A 21,890-nucleotide genomic window follows, 5' to 3' on the forward strand; every position below is an offset into this window, starting at 1 on the left:
TCCGGTTCGCGGCGGTCGCTGCGGTCACCCGGTCTTTCCGCTGTCGCGGAGTGTCGCGGGGGGCCGGTGCACCGTCATTCGGTCAGGCTTGGATGGTTTGGAAGAACTCCGGGGCAGGGCGCCCCGGAGCGTGGGGTGGCGTGTCAGAGGGTGGCGTGTCAGACCTCGATGCCGGCCGGGGTGCGGCCCGACCCGGTCTTCGGCAGCACGAAGTGCATGATCGCCAGACCGACGAGGTAGAGGACGGAAGCGATGCCGAACAGCACCTGATAGTTGCCGTTGGTGGCGTCCAGCAGGCGGCCGACGCCCATCGACACGAACATGCCGACGAAATAGGCGCAGAAGCCGCCGATGCCGACCACCGAACCCACCGCGTTGCGCGGCATGGTGTCGGAGACGATGGTGTAGACGTTGGCCGAATAGCCCTGGTGGGCGGAGGCGGCGATGCCGATCAGCAGCACGGCCAGCCACATGTTGGACACGGTGGAGGCGAAGAAGACCGGCAGCACGCACAGGCCGCAGATCAGGAAGGTCAGCTTGCGGGCGCGCAGCGGCTTCATGCCGCGCTTGATCAGGTGCGAGGAGAACCAGCCGCCGCCGACGCTGCCGAAATCTGCCATGGTGTAGATGATGATCAGCGGCAGCATCGCCCCGAACAGGTTGACGCCATACTGCTTGTTCAGGAAGCCCGGAACCCAGTTCAGGTAGAACCACCAGACCGGAGCGGAGAAGCAGGTGCCGACGATGTTCGCCCAGGTGCCGCGGTAGCTCAGCAGCTTGATCCAGGGGATGTTTTCCTGCGGCATGACGGGGTCGCTGCGGATATAGGCCAGTTCCTCGGCCGTCAGCTTCGGATGCTCTTCCGGCTTGCGGTAGATCAGCAGCCAGGCGATGACCCAGAAGAAGCCGATGCCGCCGGTGACCAGGAACGCCGCCTGCCAGCCGAAGGCGACCAGCAGGATCGGCACCAGGATCGGCGCCACGACCGCGCCGACGTTGGAACCCGCGTTGAAGATGCCGGTGGCGAGCGCCCGCTCCTTGGCCGGGAACCACTCCGACACCGCCTTGATCGAGGCCGGGAAGTTGCCGCCCTCGGTCAGACCCAGGCCGGCACGCGCCACCTTGAAGCCGAAGACGCTGCCCATGAAGGCGTGGATGCAGGCGAAGAAGCTCCAGCCGGCGACGGCGGCCGGAAGGCCGATGCGGATGCCGATCTTGTCCATCAGCCGGCCGCAGCCGATGTAGCCGAAGGCGTAGGCCAGCGAGAAGGCGGCGACGATGTCGCCATAATCGGACTCGGTCCAGCCCATGTCGCCCATCAGCGTGGACTTCAGCAGGCCCAGGACCTGACGGTCCATGTAGTTGATGGTGGTCGAGAAGAAGAGCAGGGCGCAGATGGTCCAGCGGTAGCGGCCGATCGCCTTGCTTACCGTGACTGCGGCCTTGCCGATGGCGCCGGCCCTGCCGGCCGGCTCCGCCGACTGCGCGGGGGCGGCGTCGGCAATGATCTGTTCGCTCATGATTTGGCGTCTCCAGCCAGGACGCATGTCACCGCCGCCGGGCTTCGATCCCGCACCCATGGCCGATCCTGCATCGGACATGGGCACGCCGAAGGGTATGCGCGGAAGCCGGCATTCCGGGCTCCCACGCTGCATCGGGCGGTGGCTTCTTGCGTTTCAGCACTGTCTCCTGGAGCAGTCCGGCCATCGTCGGGAGCGGTGCCGCTTCGGTACCGTTCGTGGCGTTGCATACTACCATTCCAGTTGCTGGTATGGTAGTTGCGCACAGGGCTGGTGGTCAATCGAACCATCTGCGGCATTTCGTCAAGTCCGCCGCTGGTCGAAAGATCGGACGACCACATATCAAGTCGAGTGATTGCTTGGACCGATAGGGTTAACCCCGATGTACAGTATTAGAATATTCGCATGAGGATGGTGGCCTGAGACCGGACAGAGACCGGACAAGGCGCGGGAGGTGGCAAGGTGGGGGAAGCGAAGGCCACGACGGCGATCATGACGGCATTGGCCGGCGGCTTGGGCCTGCTTGCCCTGATGACCCTCGCTTACGGGACCGTCCTTTGCCAGCTGGGTGACCGGCCGCGGCTGCGGCAGATGTGCCTGGGCTTGCTGTTCGGCGCCGGAGGAGTTGCGGCGATGCTGCAATCGATCCCGGTGGCACCCGGCGTCTATCTGGACCTGAAAGCGGTGCCTGTCGCGCTTGCCGCTCCCTTCGGCGGTACGCTGGCCGCCATCCTGGCCGCAGGCATCGTTGCGACGGGCCGCATTGCGATCGGCGGTGCGGGCATGCTTCCCGGTGTGGCCGGCATCCTGCTGGCCGGCGCCGCCGGACTGCTGATGTCCCGGATGGTGCCCACCGTCGAGTGGCGGGGGGCCCGGCCGCTGTTGGTGCTCGCTCCCCTTTCTGCGCTCAACACGCTCGGAATCTTCGTGCTGCCTTGGGGCGTGGCGCTGCCGACCTTCATCCATGGCGGGCTGCCGGTCGCTCTCTTCACGGTGGTCGGCATCCTGATGCTGGGAACGATGCTGGCGCGCGAGCGACGCCGCATCGATACCGAGCGCCTGCTCCGTGACGCCGCGCTCTGCGATCCGCTGACCGGGCTGTCCAATCGCCGGGCCTTCTCCGGGGCCATCGACCGGATCGTCGCCGGAGCGGTGCGCAACGATTCGTCGCTGTCCCTCCTCATGCTGGACATCGACCATTTCAAGGAGGTCAACGACGCCCGCGGGCACGATGCCGGCGATGCGGTCTTGGTGGCGTTGAGCCGCGTGCTCGAACGAGGCGTGCGGCAGAGCGATCTCGTCGCCCGCTTCGGTGGCGAGGAATTCGCCATCTTACTGCCCAGCACGTCGCTGGACGGCGCCTACCAGCTTGCCGAACGCCTGCGCTGCGCCGTCCGGGACTGCGACATCCAGCATGACGGCGTGCTTCTGCATGTGACCGTTAGCATTGGCGTGTCGACCCTGGCTCCGAATGCGGACCGGCCCGACACCTTGATCAAGGCGGCGGACGTGGCGCTCTACTGTGCTAAAACGAACGGCCGCGACCGCGTGTGCCGCGCCCGGTCCCCATGCCAGATGCCGGTGCCGGCGGCGTAGTGACGAACCCCTGCCGGCGGTCTCCCGATCCCGCGCGTCACCCTGCCTGCCGGGCGCGGGGAGAGGCGCAGGCGGCGGCGACGACCTCGCCGGTGCGGCCGACATGGTGGACGAACAGATGCTCCGCGGTCTTGCCGTCACGCGCCTCCAGCGCCGACAGGATCTCGCGGTGCTCCAGCACCGATTCCTTCCACCGCCCTTGCGCGCCCAGCGCGAAGTAGCGTGCCCGCACCAGCCGGCCGAGCAGCCGGTCATGCGCCTCCACCAGCGCCGGGTTCTTGGCGCTCGACACGATCAGCCGGTGGATCTTCTGGTTGATCGCGAAATACTCCTCCAGCGCGCCGGCCCCCTGAAGCGCCTCGATCTTTTCCTGGAAGCCGCGCAGGCGGCGCAGGTCGGCGGCGGTCATCCGTTCGGCGGCGAGCCGGGCGGCGAAGCTCTCGATGCAGCCCTCCGCCTCGAACAGGTGGGTCAGTTCGGCGGCGTCGAGCGGGGCGACGATGGCGTTGCGGTTGGGACGCAGCATCACCAGCCCATCGGCCGCCAGCAGCTTCAGCGCCTCGCGCAGCGGTGTGCGGGAGATGCCGAGCTTCTCGCTCAGCTCCGGTTCAATCAGGCGGGCCGATGGCGCCAGATCGCCATAGATGATCATGTCGCGCAGCCGGTCCACGGCCATGTCGGCCAAGGGCGGCGGCGGCACCGCGCGGCGTCGGCGCGGCGGAGCGGTGTCCGGCGTATCGTCCGGCCTGTCATCGTCGAAGGTCATGGTCGGGCTCATGGCTGGGAATCCGGCCCGCCTGCGGCGAGCGCTTCCTCTGCGAAAGCGGCGAAGCGCAGCACCCGGCGATCCATCCCGCGCGGGGCGACGACCTGCAGGCCCACCGGCAGCCCGCCGCGCCCCGTCCCGCAGGGCAGGCTGAGCGCCGGGACCTTGGCGTGGTTGAACAGCGGCGTGAAAACCGCGTGCGCCCGCGGCGGAACCGGCAATCCGCCGATGGCTTCCGGCCCCAGCCGGTGGAGCGGCCAGGCGACGCAGGGCGTGGTCGGCCCGACGATCAGGTCCACCGCAGAAAACTGCGCGGCCAGGGTGCGGCCGACCTCTGCGCCGAGCAGTTGCGCCGCCGCCACCTCCGCCCCGCTCAAGGACAGGCCGCGCTCGATCTGCACGGCGATGTCGGGATCGAACAGGTTGGGATCGCGGCGGAAGGCTTCGCCATAAAGCGCGGCGAGCCCGGCATGCTGCAGCGGCATCAGCGCCGTTTCGGTGACGCCGGCCGGCCAATCCGGGAACCGGCCTTCGGGGCGGAAGATGCGGGCACCGGCGTGGGCCAGCGCCTCCATCGCCCGCTCCACCGCCTCGCGCACGTCGTCGTCCACCGGAGCGTCCAGGCCGAAGGTCGGACTGTAGGCGACGGTCAGGGAGGAAACCGGACGCTCCTCCGCCGGGGCGATGGCGGCGCTGTCGGGGTCGCGGGGGTCGGGGCCGGCCAGCGCCTCGAACATCAGGGCGGCGTCGGCGACATCGGCGGCGATGGGGGCCATCACGGCGATGCCGACGAAGGGCTCGGCGAAGCCGGGGCCGTACGGGATGGCGCCGAAGCTGGGCTTGAAGCCGACCGCGCCGACATGGGCCGGCGGGCGGCGGCTCGACCCGCCGGCGTCGGTGCCAAGCGCCAGCGGAACCAGCCCGCCGGCAACGGCGGCCGCCGGCCCGCCGCTGGAGCCGCCGGGGGTCAGTTCGGGGTCCATCGGGTGGCGGGTCGGGCCGAACAGCGGGTTGGTGGTGACGCCCTTGCAGGCGAATTCCGAGCTGTTGGCCATGCCGACGACGACCGCACCGGCGCGGCGCAGCCGTTCCACAGCGATGGCGTCGGCGGGGGCGTGGAAATCGGCGAACAGGCGCGACCCCTGGGTGACGCGGCGTCCGGCGACCCAGATGGTGTCCTTGACCGCCACCGGCACGCCGGCCAGCGGCAAATTCTCTCCGGCGGCAAGGCGGCGGTCCACCGCGTCGGACTCGGCCAGCGCCTGTTCGGCATGGACGGCGACCAGGGCGTTCAGGGCGGGATTGCCGGCGGCGATGCCGGCGAGCGCCGCTTCGGTCACGGCTCGGGCGCTGCTGTGGCGTTTGCGCACGGCCTCGGCCAGGGCCACGGCGCGAAGGGGAAGGGTCATCGCTTGTCTCCGAGAAGGCTCAGTCCCGCCAGTGCCGCCAGCAGGCTGACCGCGAGATAGCCGGTGGCCAGGGTGCTGACCGCGGCGGCGGCCACCAGCAGGACCGGGCCGGCGATCAGCCCGGCGAAGCCGCCGACCATCACCGCCCCCGTCGCCTCGCCGATGCGCCCCGCCGGCGCCAGCCGCGCCACCTCGGCCAGGAAGACCCCGTTCCAGCCGCTGGCGGTCAGCCCGAACAGGAAGGTCGCCGCCGCCAGGGCCGGGAAGGGCAGGGAGGCGCCGGCCAGCGCGACCAGCGCCGAAGCCGCCGCCATGCCCAGCCCCAGCAGCCCGACCAGCCGGCGCGGCGCCATCCAGCGCGAGGCGACCACGCCCCAGCCGAGCCGTCCGGCGAGCCCGCCCGCCTGCCCGGCCGCCAGCGCCACCCCGGCGGCGACATGCTCCAACCCCAGTTCCGCCACCGCGAAGACGACGAAGAAGCCGTTCAGCGTCAGCTGGCTCGCCGAATAGGGAAAGGAGGCCAACGCCAGACGCCGCAGTGCCGGGTCGCCGCGCAGCAGCTGGATCGCCGACACCAGCCCGAAGGCGGTGGTGGCGGATCGGGTCAGCGGATCGTAGGCCGTCCGCAGCCGTTCGAAGGGCAGGACGCAAATCAGCGCCAGCGCGGCGATGGCCGCATAGCCGGCGCGCGGATCGGTGACGGCGGCCAGCAGCGGCAGGGTCAGCGATCCGGCCATCGCGCCGATCTGGTTGCCGGTCTGCCGGACCGAGAACACCATCGGCCGGTCGGCCTCCCGCACCAGCCGCCCGAGGATGGCGGCGCTGGCCGGCGTCTCCGGCCCGCAGGCCAGTCCGATGGCGATCCCCGCCGCAAGCAGCGCCAAGGCGCCGCTCCCCGTCATCGCACACAGCATGGCCGCGGCCACCGCCACCGCGCAGAAGCTGGCCACCCGAAAGGAGCCCAACCGTCCCGCCAGAACCCCGCCGCAGAGCGAAGCCGCCATCCCGACCGCGAAGCCGGTGGTGGTGAAGAGGCCCAGTCCCGCCGGGTCGATCCCCATGCGCGGCGCCAGAACGCCCGGCGCGAACAGGGCGAGGGCCACCAGCGCCTGCAGGCCGGTCATTCCGATCAGCGCCGGCAGAAGCGGCGGCATCGCCGGAGGCTCGGCCGGCGCTGGCGCCACCGCCGCCGTCTCGGCTACCATCGCAAAAACCCTGACCTGGAGGCGGCATGGCCGGCGGTATTTCGATTCACGGTGTCGACGTGGCGCGCGGCGTCGCCGCGGAAGGGCTGCGGGTGGAGCTTTACGCCCTGACGCCCGACCGCCGCCTGCTGGCCGACGGCCGGCTGGGCGCCAACGGGCAGCTCGACCACCCCACAATCCGTGGCGAGGGCATCGCCCCCGGCCCGCACGAGGTGCTGTTCCATGTCGGCGACTGGCTGCGCGCGGCGGGATATCCGGAGGAGCAGACCCGCTTCCTCGACATCATGCCGTTCCGCTTCAAAGTGACCGACCTGGACCGCCATCTGCATCTGCCCTTCAAATTCACCCCCTTCGGGGTTTCTCTCTTTCTGGGTGTGTAGGCCGGCTCAGGTCAACCGCTTCGACAGGCCGGCGACGCGCTCCATCACCATCATCAGCGCGATGGTGGCGACGATCAGCACGCCCGACAGCGCCGCGACCGTCACGTCGAGCTTGCCCTCCAGATCCTGCCACATGCGGATCGGCAGCATGTCGGTCGCCGCATCGCGCAGGAACAGCGACACCGGCACATTGTCGAAGGAGGCCATGAAGGCGATGAATCCGCCGGCCATGATGCCCGGCCGGATCAGCGGCAGGGTGATGCGGCGGAAAGTGAACCAGCGGGTGGCGCCCAGGCTCGCCGACGCCTCCAGCAGGGTCGGGTTCATCTGCGCCAGCGACGCCACGGTGTTGCGCACCACGAAGGGCACCGACACCACGGTGTGGCCGATGATGAGGGTCAGCGGCGATACCGGCACGCCGACCAGCGAGAAGAACATCAGCGACGACAGCCCGAAGGCCAGCGCCGGCAGGACCAGCGGCGACAGGAACAGGCTGTCCAGCACCCGCGCCGTCAGGCTGGCCGAGCGCGCGATGCCGAGCGAGGCGGCGACGCCCAGCAGGATCGACAGGCCGGTCGCCCACGCCGCCACCTTCAGGCTGTTCATCAGCGCGAACTGGAGCTGCCACGCGTTCCACAGCTCGACATACCAGCGCAGCGAATAGCCGGGCGGCGGAAATTTCAGCGAATAGCCGCTGGTGAAGGACACCCAGATCACCACAACCGTCGGCGCAGCCAGCAGCAGCAGGGCCAGCAGCGCCACCCCGGTCATGACGATGCGGAAGCTGAGCGCGTCGAAATCGAAACGGCGGTTGCCCATGGCGGCCTCCCCAAAAGTCAGGCGTTGGTGTAGCCGCGCGACAGGCGGCCCAGCACGTTGAAGATCGACACCACCACCAGCACCGCGACCAGGAAGATGACGGAAATCGCGGCGGCGAAGGGCCAGTTCTGCAGGGTGGAGGCCTGCTGGTAGATGTACATCGGCATGAACAGCATCTGCCCACCGCCGATCAGGCTCTGCGTGATGAAGGCGGTGATGGCGGCGGCATAGGTCAGCAGGCAGCCGGCGATGATCCCCGGCAGCGACAGCGGCAGGATCACCTTGCGGAAGGTCCGCCAATGCCCGGCCCCCAGCACCGACGAGGCATCGGCGAGGTTCGGGTCGATGCGGCTCAGCGCCGTAATCAGCGGCAGCACCATCAGCGGCATCTGCACCTGGGCCAGCGCCATCACCACGCCGCCCTCCGTGTAGAGCAGCTTCAGCGGCGTGTCGATCAGCCCCAGCCCGAGCAGAGAGGCGTTGACGATCCCCTGCCGCCCCAGGATGACCACCCAGGCGAAGGTGCGCACCACCACGCTGGTCAGCAGCGGCAGCAGCACCAGCAGCATGATGACGCCCTTGGCCCATCCGGGGGAGCGCTGGTGCAGCCACGCCACCGGATAGCCCAGCAACAGCGTCAGCGCCGTCACCTTCACCCCCAGCCACAGCGTCGATCCCAGCACGCCGAGGCTGAAGCTGTCGCCGAGGAAGTTGACGTACTGGGTCAGCCCGAAGTGTCCGCCCTGCGGATCGGTCTGGAAGCTCAGCGCCAGCAGGATGACCAGCGGCGTGACGAAGAAGACGACGAACCCCGCCGCCAGCGGCGCCGCCAGTTTCAGGTCGTATGTGGTGACGTTGCGCAGCGTCGCGGCCATTGGGGGTCCTTTAAGTAACCTCTCCCTGAAGATCATCCCCTCTCCCCCGGGGGGAGAGGGGGGCCAAGCCTCACACCCGGATCTCGCGGTTGAAGCGTTCGATCCAGGCGCTGCGCTGTTCGTTGATCTTGGCCCAGTCCTGGAAGACGAACTTCTTCGCGATCTCGGCATGGTCCTTGGCGAGCGTCTTGGCGAGTTCGCCCTTGATCGCGACCTTGGTGTTGGTCGGCACGATCAGGAACGGCTCCTCCATCAGCTGGGCCTGGACCTCCGGCGACAGGGCGGCTTCGATCAGCTTGAAGGCGAGTTCCTTGTTGGGGGAGTTCTTGACGATGTGGATGGTCGTCTTGAAGGCGATGGCGCCTTCCTTCGGGATGACGAACTCCACCGGGACGCCGCGCGCCTTCAGGATCTGGATGGCGTTGAAGTTGCCGGGGGAGATGTCGATCTGCCCCTGCTGGAACAGGGTGGCGAGCTGGCCGGGGTTGGCGGCGACGGCGGCGAGGCTGGGGCGCAGCGCCTCCAGCGCCTTGAAGGCGGGATCGATGTTGGATTCCGACCCGCCATGCATCTTGGCCAGCTCCACCATGAAGCCGGTGCCGAGCGTCGAGTTCAGGTTGGTGATGCCGACGCGACCCTTGAATTCCGGCTTCCACAGGTCCGCCCAGGAGGTCGGCGGCGTCTTCACCGTTTCCGGGTTGTAGGTGATGCCCACGACCTGGAAGAAGGGCGCCGGCCCCATCGGCACCTGCGCCTCCGGGATCAGGTCCTTGTAATGGGCGCTCTTTTCCACCGGATAGGGTTCGACCAGATCCTGCGCGATGGCCTGCAGCGCGGGCCCCGGATCGTGCAGCATGACGTCGATCGGCGGGTTGTTCTTCGCCGCGTTCACCTTGGCGATCTGGTCGACCGACAGCATGGGGTCGAGCACCATGTCGGCATTGCCGGTCGCCTTGCGGAAGGCGGGGACGAGCACGGCCTTGTGCGCCTCCTCCCAGCTGCCGGTGAAGGTCGCGAAGACCAGCGGGCGCGCCTGTGCCCAGGTCAGGCCGGGAAAGGCGTGCATGGCACCCAGCGTCAGGGCCGTCTGCATCAGGGTGCGGCGGGTCAGCAGCATGGATCACTCCTGTCGGGTGAGGGAGGCGATAGAGGGAATGGAAAGACGGATCAGGCCGCGGCGAAGACCGAGGCGAGGCGGGGGGCAACCGGGGCGAGGCGCACCGGCGTGCCGGGGGCGAACAGGGCGGCGCGATCGATGCGCGGTTCCGAGACCTTCACGGCGGATCCGTCGGCGACGCGAACCTCATGGACGATTGTGGCGCCCAGCGGCAGCCCCATCTCCACCACGCCGTTCAGCGTGTCGGCGCCGCTTGCGGCGGGATCGACGCGCAGATGCTCCGGCCGCAGGCAGACGGTGACGCGGCCGCCGGGGCGGACGTCGCCCTTGGGCGCGCGCGTTTCGATGGTGCCGCCGGCATCCAGCCGCACCGTACCGCCGCTGCGGTCGGCACCGAGCAGAACGCCGCCCAACAGGTTGGCGGAGCCGACGAAGGTGTTGACGAACAGGCTGTCCGGCGCGTCGTAGATGTCGGTCGGCGGGGAGAACTGCTCCAGCCGGCCCTGGCTCAGCACCGCGACGCGGTCTGCCATCGACAGCGCTTCCTCCTGGTCGTGTGTGACGAGGATGGTGGTGATGCCGGACAGGCGCTGGATGCGCTTCACCTCGATCTGCATATCCAGGCGCAGGTTCTTGTCGAGCGCGGCAAAGGGTTCGTCCAGCAGCAGGATCGACGGGTTCACCGCCAGCGCGCGGGCCAGCGCGACGCGCTGCTGCTGGCCGCCGGACAGCTGGCGCGGCATGCGGTCGCCGAGATGGCCCAGCTTCACCAGGTCCAGCATGCGCTGGGCCTCGCTGCGTTGGGTGGCGCGGTCGACGCCGCGGGCGTCCAGCCCATAGGCGACGTTCTCCGCCACCGTCATGTGCGGGAACAACGCGTAGTTCTGGAAGACGATGCCGACGGAGCGGCGGTTGGGCGGCAGCCCATCGATCGCCTCGCCGCCGACGATGACGTGGCCCTTCGTCTGGGCCATGAAGCCGGCGATGATCCGCAGCAGGGTCGTCTTGCCGCAGCCTGACGGCCCGAGCAGGGCGACCAGCTCACCGCCCTTGATGTCGAGCGTCACGTCATCGACGGCCAGCGTGTTGCCGTAGCGCTGGGTGATCCCGTCGAGAAGAAGCGTCTGCCCACGCTGGGCCGACAGGCTGCTTTGCGAGGCTCCGACCATGGCTGTACCGTCCGTTTCGCGTTGCACTTTGCAGATCGTTAGATAGCAAAGCGCATGCCGTTTTCGGACTTATCTTTTTATATCAGTCATTTAAAGCAATATTGGCTTTATGTGAGGAGTGGCTGTCGTTTCAGGGTGATGCCGATTTAAGCGGCAGGCGCAGGCAATTGCCGCATTTGTCATCACACCAGTGGAAGATCGCTGCCGCCGTTCACGATGTCCACCGTGCCGGAGATCAGATTTTCCGCATACAGCGCTTCCAGATCGATGCCGCCGGCCGGGCGCACCGGGCGGATGGCGCGGATCCAGCCGGATATCGCCTGTTCCTGCCGGCGGCGGATCGCTTCCGCCTCATCCACCGTCACCGCCTGGAAGGACAGGCGGTCGCCGGGGCGCAGGCGGCCGGCGCGGGGCAGGTCGGCGGAGATCACGGTGGCGATCTTGGCATAGCCGCCGGCAGTCTGGTGGTCGTTCAGAAGCAGGATCGGCTGCCCGTTGCCCGGCACCTGGATGGAGCCGGTGACCAGCCCATCGGACGGGATGTCGGCCGACCCGCGATGCTTCAGCGACGGTCCCTCAAGCCGCAGGCCCATGCGGTCGGCCTGCTTGCCCACATGGTAGGCTGCCGACAGGAAGGTCGCCAAAGCCTGCTCGGTGAAGCGGTCGTCCTGCGGCCCGAGCACGACGCGCAGCGGCCCGACGCCATAGTCCGGCGGCTGCGGCAGCTCCACGTCAGGCCCATCGGGCGCTCCATCGCGGACAAGCGGCAGCCGGTCGTCCTGGCCCAGAGGACGCCCGCCGAGCGGACCGATGCCGGCACGGACATAGGTGGACAGGCTGCCCATCACCGGTGCCAGCGCGAAGCCGCCGGCCACCGCCAGATAGGCGACCGATGCCCCGTCGACCGCCCCCAGCCGCAGCAGGTCGCCCTGGCGCAGGCTGTGGCTGCGGTGGGGCTCCAGCGGCCGGGCAGGCTCCCCCTCGCGCTCCAGGGAAATCGCCAGCGGGCCGACCGCGGCGATGCGGGCGGAGGCGGCGTCCACTCTTAGGACGGGGCCGAGCAGCGCGATCTCCAGCCCTGCCATGCCCTGCGGGTTGCCGACCAGCGCATTGGCAAGCCGCAGCGCCACCGGGTCGAGCGCACCGGCCACCGGCATGCCCAGTTCCTGGAAGCCGAAGCGGCCCAGATCCTGGATCGTCGCGAACAGGCCCGGCCGGACCACCGTCAGAAAGGCGCTCATGACTCCGCCCTCAGGCTGTCGGGATCGAAGCGGCCGCTTGCCACCGTCTGCGCGATGCCATCGAAGGTGGCGCGGTCCACCGCCTCGAAGCGCACCCGGTCACCGGCCGCCAGCAGGACGGGGGCGGGCCGGCCGGCGTCATAGAGTGGCACCGGGCAGCCGCCGATCAGGTGCCAGCCGCCGGGACTCTCCCACGGATAGACGGTGGTCAGCCGCCCGGCGACGGCGACGGAGCCGGCCGGCACCCGCACCCGCGGCTCCGTTCGGCGCGGCCGTTCCAGCTCCGGCGGCAGGTCGCCCATGTAGCCGAAGCCCGGCATGAAGCCCAGCATGTAGACGAAATACTCGGCCGAGCCGTGCAACTCCGCCACCCGCTCCACGGTCAGCTCCAGCCCGGCGGCCAGTTCGGCCAGATCGGGGCCGAGGTCCGGGTCGTAGCAGACCGGCAGGCGCCACAGCCGCCCCTCGGCCGTGGCGGCGTCGCTGCCGGCCAGCGCCGCCTCCACCGCAGTCTGCATCTCCCGCCGCCCGGTGGCGACGGGATCGTAGACCACCAGCAGCGAGCGGAAGGTCGGCACCGTCTCCACCAGTCCCGGCGGCGGTTCGGCTTTCAGCCGGGCGTGCAGGGCCATGACGCGGGCGTTGGTCGCCCGGTCGATGACCTCGCCGAACTCGACGTTGAAGGCGGTGTCGCCCGCGGTGGTGAAGCGGATCTCCACGCCAACGCTCCTTACCCGATCATCATCGACGGCAGCCACGTCACCATGCCGGGGAACAGCCACAACAGGGCCACCATCAGCACCATCAGCATGAAGAAGGGCAGGCTGGCCTTGCCGATCGTGAAGATGTTCCTGCCGGTCATCGCCTGCAGCACGAACAGGTTGAAGCCGACCGGCGGCGTGATCTGCGCCATCTCCACCACGATGATGATGTAGATGCCGAACCACAGCAGGTCGATACCCGCCTGCTGCACCATCGGCAGGATCACCGAGGTGGTCAGCACCACCATGGAAATGCCGTCGAGGAAGCAGCCCATCACGATGAAGAAGGCGGTCAGCGCCATCAGCAGCGCCGCCGGCGACAGCTGCATCGTGGTGATCCACTCCGCCAGCAGGCGCGGAATGCCGGTATAGCCCATCGCCACCGTCAGGAAGGCCGCACCCGCCAGGATGAAGCCGATCATGCAGGAGGTGTGGGCGGCGCCGAACAGGCTGTCGCGGAAGGTCGTCCAGTTCAGCGTCCCCGTCGCCAGCGCCAGCACCAGCGACCCCAGCACGCCGATGCCTGCGGCCTCGGTCGGTGTGGCGATGCCGACATAGATGGATCCCAGCACCGCGGCGATCAGCAGCATCACCGGGATCAGTGCGCCGGTATCGCGGATCTTGTCGGCGAAGCTCTGCGACGGTTCGGGTGGCGGCACCCGGCTGGGGTTCAGCAGCGACCAGCCGCCGACATAGGCCATGAACAGCCCGGTCAGCACGATGCCGGGAACGACGCCGGCGATGAACAGCCGGGCGATCGACACGTCGGCGGCCACGCCATAGACGATCATGATGATCGAGGGCGGGATCAGCAGCCCCAGCGTGCCGGCCCCGGCCAGCGATCCCAGAGTCATCATCTGGTCGTAGCCGCGCCGGTTCAGTTCCGGGATGGTCATGCGGCCGATGGTGGCGGCGGTCGCGGCCGAAGACCCCGACACCGCCGCGAAGATCGAGCAGCCGATGACGTTCACATGCATCAGTCGGCCGGGCAGCCAGCCGGTCCAGGGCGCCAGCCCCTTGAACATGTCGGACGAGATGCGGGTGCGGAACAGGATCTCGCCCATCCAGATGAACAGCGGCAAGGCCGTCAGCGTCCAGGAGGTGCTGGCGCCCCAGATGTTGGTCGCCATCACCATGCCCACCGGCCGTGCGGTGAACAGCGCCATGGCGACGAAGCCGACGCCGGCCAGCGCCAGCGCCACCCAAACGCCGGCCCCCAGCATCAGGAACATCGTCACCACGACGACAATGGATGCGGTTGTCTGATCCATCGCTTTAGCCCTCGCTCTGCATGCCGGCATGCTGGTAGGACGCGTCCCCGCCCCGCAGCACGGCCACAAGGTCGTCGATCAGGGCGATCACCAGCACGACCAGTCCGGCCGCCATCAGCGCCTGCGGGATCCACAGCGGGATCGGCAGCACGCCCTGGCTGAGGTCGCCGAAATCATAGGAATCGTAGGTCATGCGCAGCCAGTACCAGGCGAAATAGGCGCTGAGCGCCGTGCCGAAGGCGAGGCAGGCCAGTTCGAAGGCGCGGCGGGGCGCGCCGTGCAGCCGCTCGACTAGCACGCCGACGCGGATGTGGGAGCCGCGGCGCAGCGCCGGCCCCAGCATCAGGAAGAAGGACGCGGCCATGCAATAGCCGGCGAGCTCGTCGGCCCCCGGCACCATGCGGCCGACAAGGCGGCTTCCCACCTGCGTGATGATCAGCACGGCGATGGCGGCAAGCGCGACCGCGCCCAGGATCTCGGCGGTTCGGTAAAGAATGGACAGTGCGGTGCGCATGGCGCAACCACCTCCTGCGGTCGGTCGGGGCGAAGAGGCGTGGCGGCGGCGCTATCCCGGCCGGCCCGCCGCAGCGGGGCGTCCGGGATAGCGCGCACACTCAACGTCTGGTTACTGGCAACGGCCGGTTACTTGCGGAAGGCGGAGATGATCGCCTCGCCATCGGCACCGGCGGCCTTGGTCCATTCCTCGGTCATGGTCTTGCCGATCGCGGACAGGCCTTCCTTCAGCTTGTCGGACGGCGGCAGGACCTTCATGCCGTTGCCGGCCATGGTCTTGTTCAGCTCGGCCGTCTTCTTCTCCCACTCGGCCCAGCCGGCGGCCTCGGCCTTGGCGGCGGCGTCCTGGACCGCCTTCTGGGTGTTGGCGTCCAGCCCCTTCCACACTTCGGCGTTGACGAAGACCATGTTGCGCGGCAGCCAGGCCTGGACGTCGTAATAAACCTTCACGAAATCCCAGGCCTTGGTGTCGACGCCGGTGGCGGCCGAGGTGATCATCGCGGTGACGATGCCGGTGCCGAAGGCCTGCGCGACCTCCGCCGCCTCGATCTTCACCGGGACGGCGCCGCTCAGCTCGGCGATGCGGGTGGTTGCCGGGTTGTAGGCGCGGAACTTCTGCCCCTTCAGCGCTTCGACCGATTGGATCTCGTCCTTCACGTAGAGGCCCTGCGGCGGCCACGGGATCGAGTAGAGCAGCTTCAGGCGCTGGCGCTCCAGCTTCTTCTCGAGATACGTCTTGGAGACGTCGTAGAGCTTGCGAGACGACTGGAAGTCGGTGGCGAGGAAGGGCACCGAATCGAGGCCGAACAGCGGGTCCTCGTTCGCCCAGGAGCTGATCAGCACCTCGCCCAGCTGCGCCTGTCCGGACTGGACCGCGCGCTTGATCTCCGGATGGCGGACCAGCGAGCCGTTGGAATGGACGGTGATCTGGATCTTGCCGCCGGTGGCCGCCTTCACGTTCTCCGCGAACTGCTTCACCACGATGGTGTGCAGGTTCGTGTCGGGGTAGGGGGTCGGCATGTCCCAGGTCTCGGCGAGTGCTGCCAGCGGCCCGGCGGCGACGCCCAGCCCCAGCAGGCCGGCGACGATCGGGCCGGCCATCCGGGCAACGAGACGCGATTGCAGCATGTCAGCGGTCATGATGTTCGGAAGCTCCCTGATTGTTGGCCGAAGCGGCGCCCGCCGGCCTTATGGCCGATCGGTCTGTGGTCGGAAGCCGGATGTCCGGCCCGGCCGGAGCCTGCGCGAGCAGCCCATGGCCAAGGCATCGTGACGGCCGCCTTCCCGATCCTGCCTGTTCGGTCCCCCAAGGGTTCACCGTTCCGAGCGATCCGTCAAACCTCCAATGTTACAAACAGGGAAAAAATCAGCGCCGCCCGTCCCTTATGGGCGCGGGCTCAGTAGATCAGCTCGTTCTCGCCGCTGCCCTCGGCCAGCACCAGTTCGCCGCGGGCGGCGAGGTCCTTTGCCAGCTGGACCATGTACATCTGCGCCTCGTCCACGTCGCGGACGCGGACCGGGCCCATGGCGGCCATGTCCTCGCGCAGGATCTTGGCCGCGCGTTCGGACATGTTGGAGAAGAACAGGTCCTTCAGCGACTCCGACGCGCCCTTCAGCGCGGTGCCCAACTTTTGCTTGTCCACCGTGCGCAGGACGGTCTGGACGCCGCCGGGGTCGAGCTTCGACAGATCCTCGAAGGTGAACATCAGCGACTTGATGCGCTCGGCGCTGTCGCGGTTGCGCTCCTCCAGGGCGGCCATGAAGCGGTGCTCGGTGGTGCGGTCCAGCCCGTTGAAGATCTCCGCCAGCATCTCGTGGCTGTCGCGGCGGCTGGTGCGGGCGAGGTTGGTCATGAACTCGGTGCGCAGCGTGCGCTCCACGTCGTCCAGAACCTCCTTCTGCACCGCCTCCATGCGCAGCATGCGCATGATGACTTCCATCGCGAAGCTCTCCGGCAACTGCGCCAGGACGCGGCCGGCATGGTCGGAGCGGATCTTGGACAAAACGACGGCGACGGTCTGCGGGTACTCGTTCTTCAGATAGTTGGACAGCACCGACTCGTTGACGTTGGTCAGCTTGTCCCACATGGTGCGGCCGGCCGGACCACGGATGTCCTCCATGATCTGGTCGACCTTGTCCTTCGGCAGGGTCTTCAGCAGCAGCCGCTCCGTCGAATCGAAGGAGCCGACGACGGTGCCGCTCGACGACATCTGCTCGGCGAACTCGACGAACAGGCGCTCGATCAGGTTGGCCGACACGGTGCCCAGGTTCGCCATCACCTGGGACAGCTCCTTGATCTCCTCGTCGTCCATCAGCGAAAACAGCTTGGACGAATGCTCCTCGCCCAGCGCGAGCATCATGATGGCGGCCTTTTCCGGGCCGGTGAGGGTCCGGTAGTCCTCACGAACCTTCTGAGCCATTGCTACCCTTCATGCCTGCGCGGTTCCGATAATGCCCGATAATTGCGGCAAACATCGTTAACAAACGATAAGGAAGCCGATCAGGAATAGTGAAACCGGTTGTCGCGCCTGCCTTCCGCCGGCGTCCCGGAACCGAATCCGGCCGCGGCGGTTGGGGATTGCGTCATTCCCCTGCACAAGAATGGGAGGCGTCCATGCCTGCCCCGTCGGGCCTTCCCCGCCGCCCCGCCGCCGCCGCCATCCGGGCGTTGATGATCCGTGCCGGCCTTCGCGGCGCAGTGACCGCTCTGTCCCTTCCCGGTCTGATGGTCGCCCTGCCGGCCTCCGCTTTGGCGGAGCAGGCGGTGACGCTGGAGGGTTCCGACTGCCGCTATCGCGATCAGTATCCCGACCGGCGCAAGACCATCCGCTGGTCCGGTGCCTGCGTCGACGGCTGGGCAAGCGGACCCGGCGTGCTGACCTGGTTCCACGACGGTCGCTATGAGGGGCGGGCGGAGGCGACCCTCGTCGACGGGCGGATCGAAGGCCGGGCCCGCATCGCATGGCGGGACGGCCGCCGTCTCGACGGCAATTTCGAGGACGGGCTGGTTTCGGGAGAGGCGACCCATGTCTGGGCGGACGGGCGCACCTATGAGGGTGAATGGCGGGACGACCGCCGCACCGGTTTCGGCACGCTCATTTTTCCGAGCGGAAACAGGTATGTCGGCGAGTTCCACCGCAACCGCCCCACCGGTCCGGGGGAGTTCGTGACCGCCGATGGCCGCCGCTTCCAGGCGCAGATCGGCGCCCGCGGCACCGTCAGCGCCGGTATGCCGCTCGACCGCCCGCCGCAATCGGCCGCCGTTCCTCCGCCCGCTCCCGCATCGCCGCCAGCCGATACCGCCGGGCCGCAACGGCTGGAAGAATGGCTGACGGAGCCCGATCAGGTTCTGCGCACCCCGCCGCAGTAACCGGCGCTTCTCCACTACCCCTCCTACGCCCCTCCTGGGTGGCGCCCGCGGCGCGTCACCCTTTGGCATACGCCATTATGTGAAAATGAATTTACAGGAATGTGGAAAACCTGTAACTCTGTGCTCACGCAAGCCACGCTTGGGCTTTCCGGAGGAGCATCGAGGGAATGGAGCCACCCATTCAGACGGGATCGCTGCTGATCCGGATGCAGAACTGCCAGGCGCAGCTGCCGGCGGCGCTCGCCAAGGTGGGGGAATGGGCTCTCGCCTATCCGTTCCGCACCGCGACGCTGAAGATCGGGGAGCTGGCGGCGGCGGCCGAGGTGTCGGTGGCGTCCGTCAACCGCTATGCCCGCTTCCTCGGCTATGAGGGCTATCCGGAGTTCCGCGAGGATCTGCTGCGCGCCTTCGAATCCACCTTCGCGCCGGTGGAAAAGCTGCGCGTAGCCGTGCAGCGTGATACCTCGAATGCCGAGATCATGCGGGAATCGCTGGCCAGCGACGCCGGCAACATCACCCGCACCAAGGAGCTGCTGCAGCCCGAACAGTGCGAGGCCGCGATCCGCCTGATCCGCGACTCCAATCGCGTCGTGGCTCTCGGCCTCGGCGACAGCGCCTATCTCGCCCTGTTCCTGGCCGATGTGCTGGAGCCCTATGTCGACCATGTCCGCGAAGCCATCGAGTTCGCGGGCACCGAGCGCACCATCCGCCGGCTGATGACGGTGAAGCCCGGCGATCTGGTGATCGCCATCACCTCGCCGCGCTATTCGCGCCGGACCATCGAGCATCTGCAGCTGTGCCGGGAACGCGGGGCGAAGGCCATCGCGCTGACCGACGCGCCGGACAGCCCGATCGTCCCGCTTGCCGACGTCACCCTGCTGGCCGGGGCCGACCATGGCGTGCGCCACAGCTCCCCCACCGGGCTGATGGCGCTGATCGTGGCGCTGGGCACCGCGCTGTCCCGCTCCGGTCCCGACAGCGTCGGACAGGCCGCCGACGTCGCCGAACGCATCCTGCCCTACCTCCACGTCGTGCCGAAAGCCAAGCGGCCGACGGAATGAACAGGGCTTTCCTTTCCACGCGCCAAAGAAGCTGAAAAGCGATGACGATCTCCTATTGGAACGGGCGTTACCTGCCGCTGGACGAGGTCCATGTGTCGCCGCTGGACCGCGGTTTCCTGTTCGCCGACGGCCTCTACGAGGTGACCGCCGCCTACAATGGCCGCCTGTTCGAGCCGGAGGCGCACATTGCCCGCCTGCAGCGCGGCCTGTCCGAACTGCGCATCGACTGCACGCTGTCGGCCGGCGACTGGCTGGGCATCATGGAGCGGCTGGCCGCGGAGTCCGGCATCGACGGCGACCTGACGGTTTACCTGCAAGTCACCCGCGGTGCCGCCGCCAGCCGCGGCCATGCCTTCCCGGCCGGCGTCACCCCGTCGGTCTTCGGCATGGTCAGCCCGCTGAAGCGCCCGCCGGCTTCCTGGCGCGACCAGGGCGTCGCCGCCATCACCATTCCCGACATCCGCTGGGGCCGCTGCGACCTGAAGACGGTGGCGCTGCTCGGCAGCGTGCTGGCGCAGCAGGCGGCGACCGATGCCGGCGTGGTCGATGCGCTGCAACTGCGCGACGGGATGGTGACCGAGGGGGCCGCCACCAACATCTTCGTGGTCAAGGACGGCGTCATCGCCACCCCGATCAACGACAACCACATCCTGGAAGGCATCACCCGCATTGTCATCCTGCGGCTGGCCGCCGGGGCCGGCCTGCGGTTGGAGGAGCGCGACATCCCTGCGGCTGAGCTTGAGACGGCCGACGAGATCTGGATCGCCAGCACCACCAAGGAGGTCACCCCCGTCACCAGCCTGAACGGCAAGCCGGTCGGCACCGGCGCGCCGGGCATGGTGTGGCGCCGCATGTTCGCGTTGTTCGCCGAGAGGCTTGGGCGATGAGCGTTGCCGCTGCCGCAAAGTCGGTCGACACCGCGACGGCGCTGCTGTCGGTGGAGGGGCTGAGCGTTGCCTTCGACGGCGAGCATGGTCCCGTGCGTGTGGTCGACGACGTCAGCTTCACCGTGGCGCCGGGCGAGACGGTCGCCATCGTCGGCGAATCCGGCTCCGGCAAGTCGGTGACCTCTCTGTCTCTGATGCGGCTGGTCGATTATGCCGGTGGTCGCATCGTCGGCGGGCGCATCCGCTTCAAGGGACGCGACGGGCGCGAACGCGACCTGGCATCCCCGCCGGCCGAAGCGCTGACCGACATGCGCGGCAACGACATCGCCATGGTCTTCCAGGAGCCGATGACGTCGCTGAACCCGGTCTTCACCATCGGCGACCAGATCGCCGAGGCGGTGATGCTGCACCAGGGTCTCGACCGCAAGGCGGCGCGGGCGGAGGCGCTGCGCATGCTGGAGAAGGTGCGGATTCCCGAACCGGCCCGGCTGCTCGACCGCCATCCGCACCAGCTGTCGGGCGGCATGCGCCAGCGCGTGATGATCGCCATGGCGCTGTCCTGCCGGCCCTCCCTGCTGATCGCCGACGAGCCGACCACGGCGCTGGACGTCACCATCCAGGCGCAGATCCTGCGTCTGATCCGTCTGCTGCAGGAAGAGATGGGGATGGGCGTCATCTTCATCACCCACGACATGGGCGTGGTGGCGGAGGTGGCCGACCGTGTCGTCGTGATGTGGCGCGGCCGCAAGGTGGAGGAGGGCAGCGTCGAGCGCATCTTCCAGGCGCCGCAGCACCCCTACACCAAGGCGCTGCTGTCCGCCGTGCCGAAGCTGGGCGCCTTGCGCGGCCAGGACCTGCCGGTGCGCTTCCCGCTGCTGGTGGTCGATGAGGCCAAGGCGGAGGCCGCACCCCCGGCCCCGCCGCCGGTGCAGGACACCGTGCGCGCCGCCGACGCCCCACTTCTGGAAGTGCGCGACCTCACGACCCGCTTCGACGTGCGCAAGGGCATCTTCGGATCGCTGAAGGCCCGCGTCCATGCGGTGGAGAAGGTCAGCTTCGCCGTCCGTCCGGGCGAGACGCTGGCGCTGGTCGGCGAATCCGGCTGCGGCAAGTCGACCACCGGCCGCACCATCATGGGGCTGCAGTCCGCCACCTCCGGCAGCATCCGCTTCGACGGCCTCGACACCGCGACCTTGGATTCCAATGGTCAGGCGAAGCTGAAGGAGAAGATCCAGTACATCTTCCAGGATCCCTTCGCCTCGCTGAATCCGCGCATGACCGTCGGCTTCAGCGTCGCCGAGCCGATGCTGGTCCATGATTATGTGCCCACAGCCAAGCCGGGCGTGTCACGCCGCCGCGCCATCGAGGAGCGGGTGGCGGAGCTGCTGACCCAGGTGGGATTGAGGCCCGAGCACGCGCGCCGCTACCCGCATGAATTCTCCGGCGGCCAGCGCCAGCGCATCTGCATCGCCCGCGCCATCGCCTGCGATCCCAAGCTGATCATCGCCGACGAGGCGGTGGCGGCGCTCGACGTGTCGATCCAGGCGCAGATCGTCAATCTGCTGATGGAGCTGCAGGCCAAGCGCGGCCTGTCCTACCTGTTCATCAGCCACGACATGGCGGTGGTGGAGCGGGTCAGCCACCGTGTCGCCGTCATGTATCTCGGCCAGATCGTCGAGCTCGGCCCCCGCCGCGCGGTGTTCGAGAACCCGCAGCACCCCTACACCCGCCGCCTGATGGCGGCCGTGCCGATCGCCGATCCCAGCCGGCGCACCCGCGACCTGCGGCTTCTGACCGGCGAGATCCCCAGCCCGATCCGCAACATCGGCGACGAGCCGGTGGTGCAGCCGCTGGTACCGGTCGGCGACGACCATTTCGTCGCACGCCACGCCGTCGGCGGCGATTTCTGAATCAAGAAAAGGGAGACATC

Annotated in this window: 20 protein-coding genes; 6 read left to right on the plus strand and 14 right to left on the minus strand. The window is 68.5% G+C overall.

Annotated elements, in window-relative coordinates:
- Positions 1-158: 158 nt before the first annotated feature.
- Positions 159-1,520, minus strand: coding sequence for an MFS transporter (locus J2Y49_RS15585; RefSeq protein ID WP_310115777.1), 1,362 nt, complete (start codon positions 1,518-1,520; stop codon positions 159-161).
- A 462-nt stretch (positions 1,521-1,982) separates the two neighbouring features.
- Here J2Y49_RS15585 and J2Y49_RS15590 point away from each other — a divergent pair, with 462 nt between their 5' ends.
- Positions 1,983-3,116 carry a diguanylate cyclase gene (locus J2Y49_RS15590; protein ID WP_310115778.1) on the plus strand — a complete coding sequence of 378 codons (1,134 nt, stop codon included), beginning with the start codon at positions 1,983-1,985 and terminating at the stop codon, positions 3,114-3,116.
- Positions 3,117-3,153: 37 nt separating this feature from the next.
- Here the strand turns inward: J2Y49_RS15590 and J2Y49_RS15595 are convergent, their stop codons facing one another.
- The 3 genes from J2Y49_RS15595 to J2Y49_RS15605 are packed head-to-tail and all read right to left on the minus strand — an operon-like array spanning position 3,154 to position 6,496.
- Complete coding sequence (locus J2Y49_RS15595) at positions 3,154-3,894, minus strand: GntR family transcriptional regulator (RefSeq protein WP_310115779.1); 741 nt, start codon at positions 3,892-3,894, stop codon at positions 3,154-3,156.
- Positions 3,891-5,291: an amidase gene (locus tag J2Y49_RS15600; RefSeq protein ID WP_310115780.1), complete on the minus strand. Its 1,401-nt coding sequence runs from the start codon at positions 5,289-5,291 to the stop codon at positions 3,891-3,893. Before J2Y49_RS15600 ends, J2Y49_RS15595 begins: the two co-directional genes overlap by 4 nt.
- Entirely contained in the window at positions 5,288-6,496 is a 1,209-nt protein-coding gene (locus J2Y49_RS15605) for an MFS transporter (protein WP_310115781.1), read from the minus strand. The genes J2Y49_RS15600 and J2Y49_RS15605 overlap by 4 nt, the downstream gene beginning before the upstream one ends.
- A 26-nt stretch (positions 6,497-6,522) precedes the next feature.
- On the opposite strand from J2Y49_RS15605, the gene J2Y49_RS15610 reads away from it, so the two are divergent.
- Positions 6,523-6,876, plus strand: a complete 354-nt coding sequence (locus J2Y49_RS15610) for a hydroxyisourate hydrolase (protein ID WP_310115782.1) — start codon at positions 6,523-6,525, stop codon at positions 6,874-6,876.
- Positions 6,877-6,882: 6 nt separating this feature from the next.
- Here the strand turns inward: J2Y49_RS15610 and J2Y49_RS15615 are convergent, their stop codons facing one another.
- From J2Y49_RS15615 to fliG, 10 genes are all read right to left on the minus strand, one after another.
- Complete coding sequence (locus J2Y49_RS15615; RefSeq protein WP_149224919.1) at positions 6,883-7,695, minus strand: ABC transporter permease; 813 nt, start codon at positions 7,693-7,695, stop codon at positions 6,883-6,885.
- Between the two features lie 17 nt (positions 7,696-7,712).
- Entirely contained in the window at positions 7,713-8,570 is an 858-nt protein-coding gene (locus J2Y49_RS15620) for an ABC transporter permease (protein WP_149224918.1), read from the minus strand.
- A gap of 70 nt (positions 8,571-8,640) precedes the next feature.
- Entirely contained in the window at positions 8,641-9,687 is a 1,047-nt protein-coding gene (locus J2Y49_RS15625) for an ABC transporter substrate-binding protein (RefSeq protein ID WP_310115783.1), read from the minus strand.
- Between the two features lie 50 nt (positions 9,688-9,737).
- On the minus strand, positions 9,738-10,856 hold the full coding sequence (locus J2Y49_RS15630; protein WP_310115784.1) for an ABC transporter ATP-binding protein: 1,119 nt from the start codon (positions 10,854-10,856) through the stop codon (positions 9,738-9,740).
- A 182-nt stretch (positions 10,857-11,038) separates the two neighbouring features.
- Positions 11,039-12,097, minus strand: coding sequence for a biotin-dependent carboxyltransferase family protein (locus tag J2Y49_RS15635; protein WP_310115785.1), 1,059 nt, complete (start codon positions 12,095-12,097; stop codon positions 11,039-11,041).
- Positions 12,094-12,816, minus strand: coding sequence for a 5-oxoprolinase subunit PxpB (gene pxpB / locus J2Y49_RS15640; protein WP_310115786.1), 723 nt, complete (start codon positions 12,814-12,816; stop codon positions 12,094-12,096). Before pxpB ends, J2Y49_RS15635 begins: the two co-directional genes overlap by 4 nt.
- A gap of 11 nt (positions 12,817-12,827) precedes the next feature.
- Positions 12,828-14,129 carry a TRAP transporter large permease subunit gene (locus J2Y49_RS15645; protein WP_310115787.1) on the minus strand — a complete coding sequence of 434 codons (1,302 nt, stop codon included), beginning with the start codon at positions 14,127-14,129 and terminating at the stop codon, positions 12,828-12,830.
- Positions 14,130-14,133: 4 nt separating this feature from the next.
- Complete coding sequence (locus J2Y49_RS15650; protein ID WP_310115788.1) at positions 14,134-14,643, minus strand: TRAP transporter small permease; 510 nt, start codon at positions 14,641-14,643, stop codon at positions 14,134-14,136.
- 128 nt (positions 14,644-14,771) lie between these two features.
- On the minus strand, positions 14,772-15,782 hold the full coding sequence (locus tag J2Y49_RS15655; protein ID WP_310115789.1) for a TRAP transporter substrate-binding protein: 1,011 nt from the start codon (positions 15,780-15,782) through the stop codon (positions 14,772-14,774).
- Positions 15,783-16,039: 257 nt separating this feature from the next.
- A complete protein-coding gene (fliG, locus tag J2Y49_RS15660; RefSeq protein WP_014188857.1) occupies positions 16,040-17,062 on the minus strand; it encodes a flagellar motor switch protein FliG in 1,023 nt (340 codons plus the stop codon).
- 194 nt (positions 17,063-17,256) lie between these two features.
- Here fliG and J2Y49_RS15665 point away from each other — a divergent pair, with 194 nt between their 5' ends.
- From J2Y49_RS15665 to J2Y49_RS15680, 4 genes are all read left to right on the plus strand, one after another.
- The gene (locus J2Y49_RS15665; RefSeq protein ID WP_310115791.1) at positions 17,257-18,012 is read left to right on the plus strand and encodes a hypothetical protein; all 756 of its coding nucleotides are present in this window, start codon (positions 17,257-17,259) and stop codon (positions 18,010-18,012) included.
- A 167-nt stretch (positions 18,013-18,179) separates the two neighbouring features.
- Positions 18,180-19,073, plus strand: coding sequence for a MurR/RpiR family transcriptional regulator (locus tag J2Y49_RS15670; protein WP_310115792.1), 894 nt, complete (start codon positions 18,180-18,182; stop codon positions 19,071-19,073).
- Positions 19,074-19,114: 41 nt separating this feature from the next.
- Entirely contained in the window at positions 19,115-19,960 is an 846-nt protein-coding gene (locus J2Y49_RS15675; protein ID WP_310115793.1) for a D-amino acid aminotransferase, read from the plus strand.
- Positions 19,957-21,870, plus strand: a complete 1,914-nt coding sequence (locus tag J2Y49_RS15680) for a dipeptide ABC transporter ATP-binding protein (protein ID WP_310115794.1) — start codon at positions 19,957-19,959, stop codon at positions 21,868-21,870. Before J2Y49_RS15675 ends, J2Y49_RS15680 begins: the two co-directional genes overlap by 4 nt.
- Positions 21,871-21,890 lie beyond the last annotated feature (20 nt).

It is taken from the genome of Azospirillum sp. BE72, assembly GCF_031455875.1.
Lineage (GTDB): Bacteria > Pseudomonadota > Alphaproteobacteria > Azospirillales > Azospirillaceae > Azospirillum.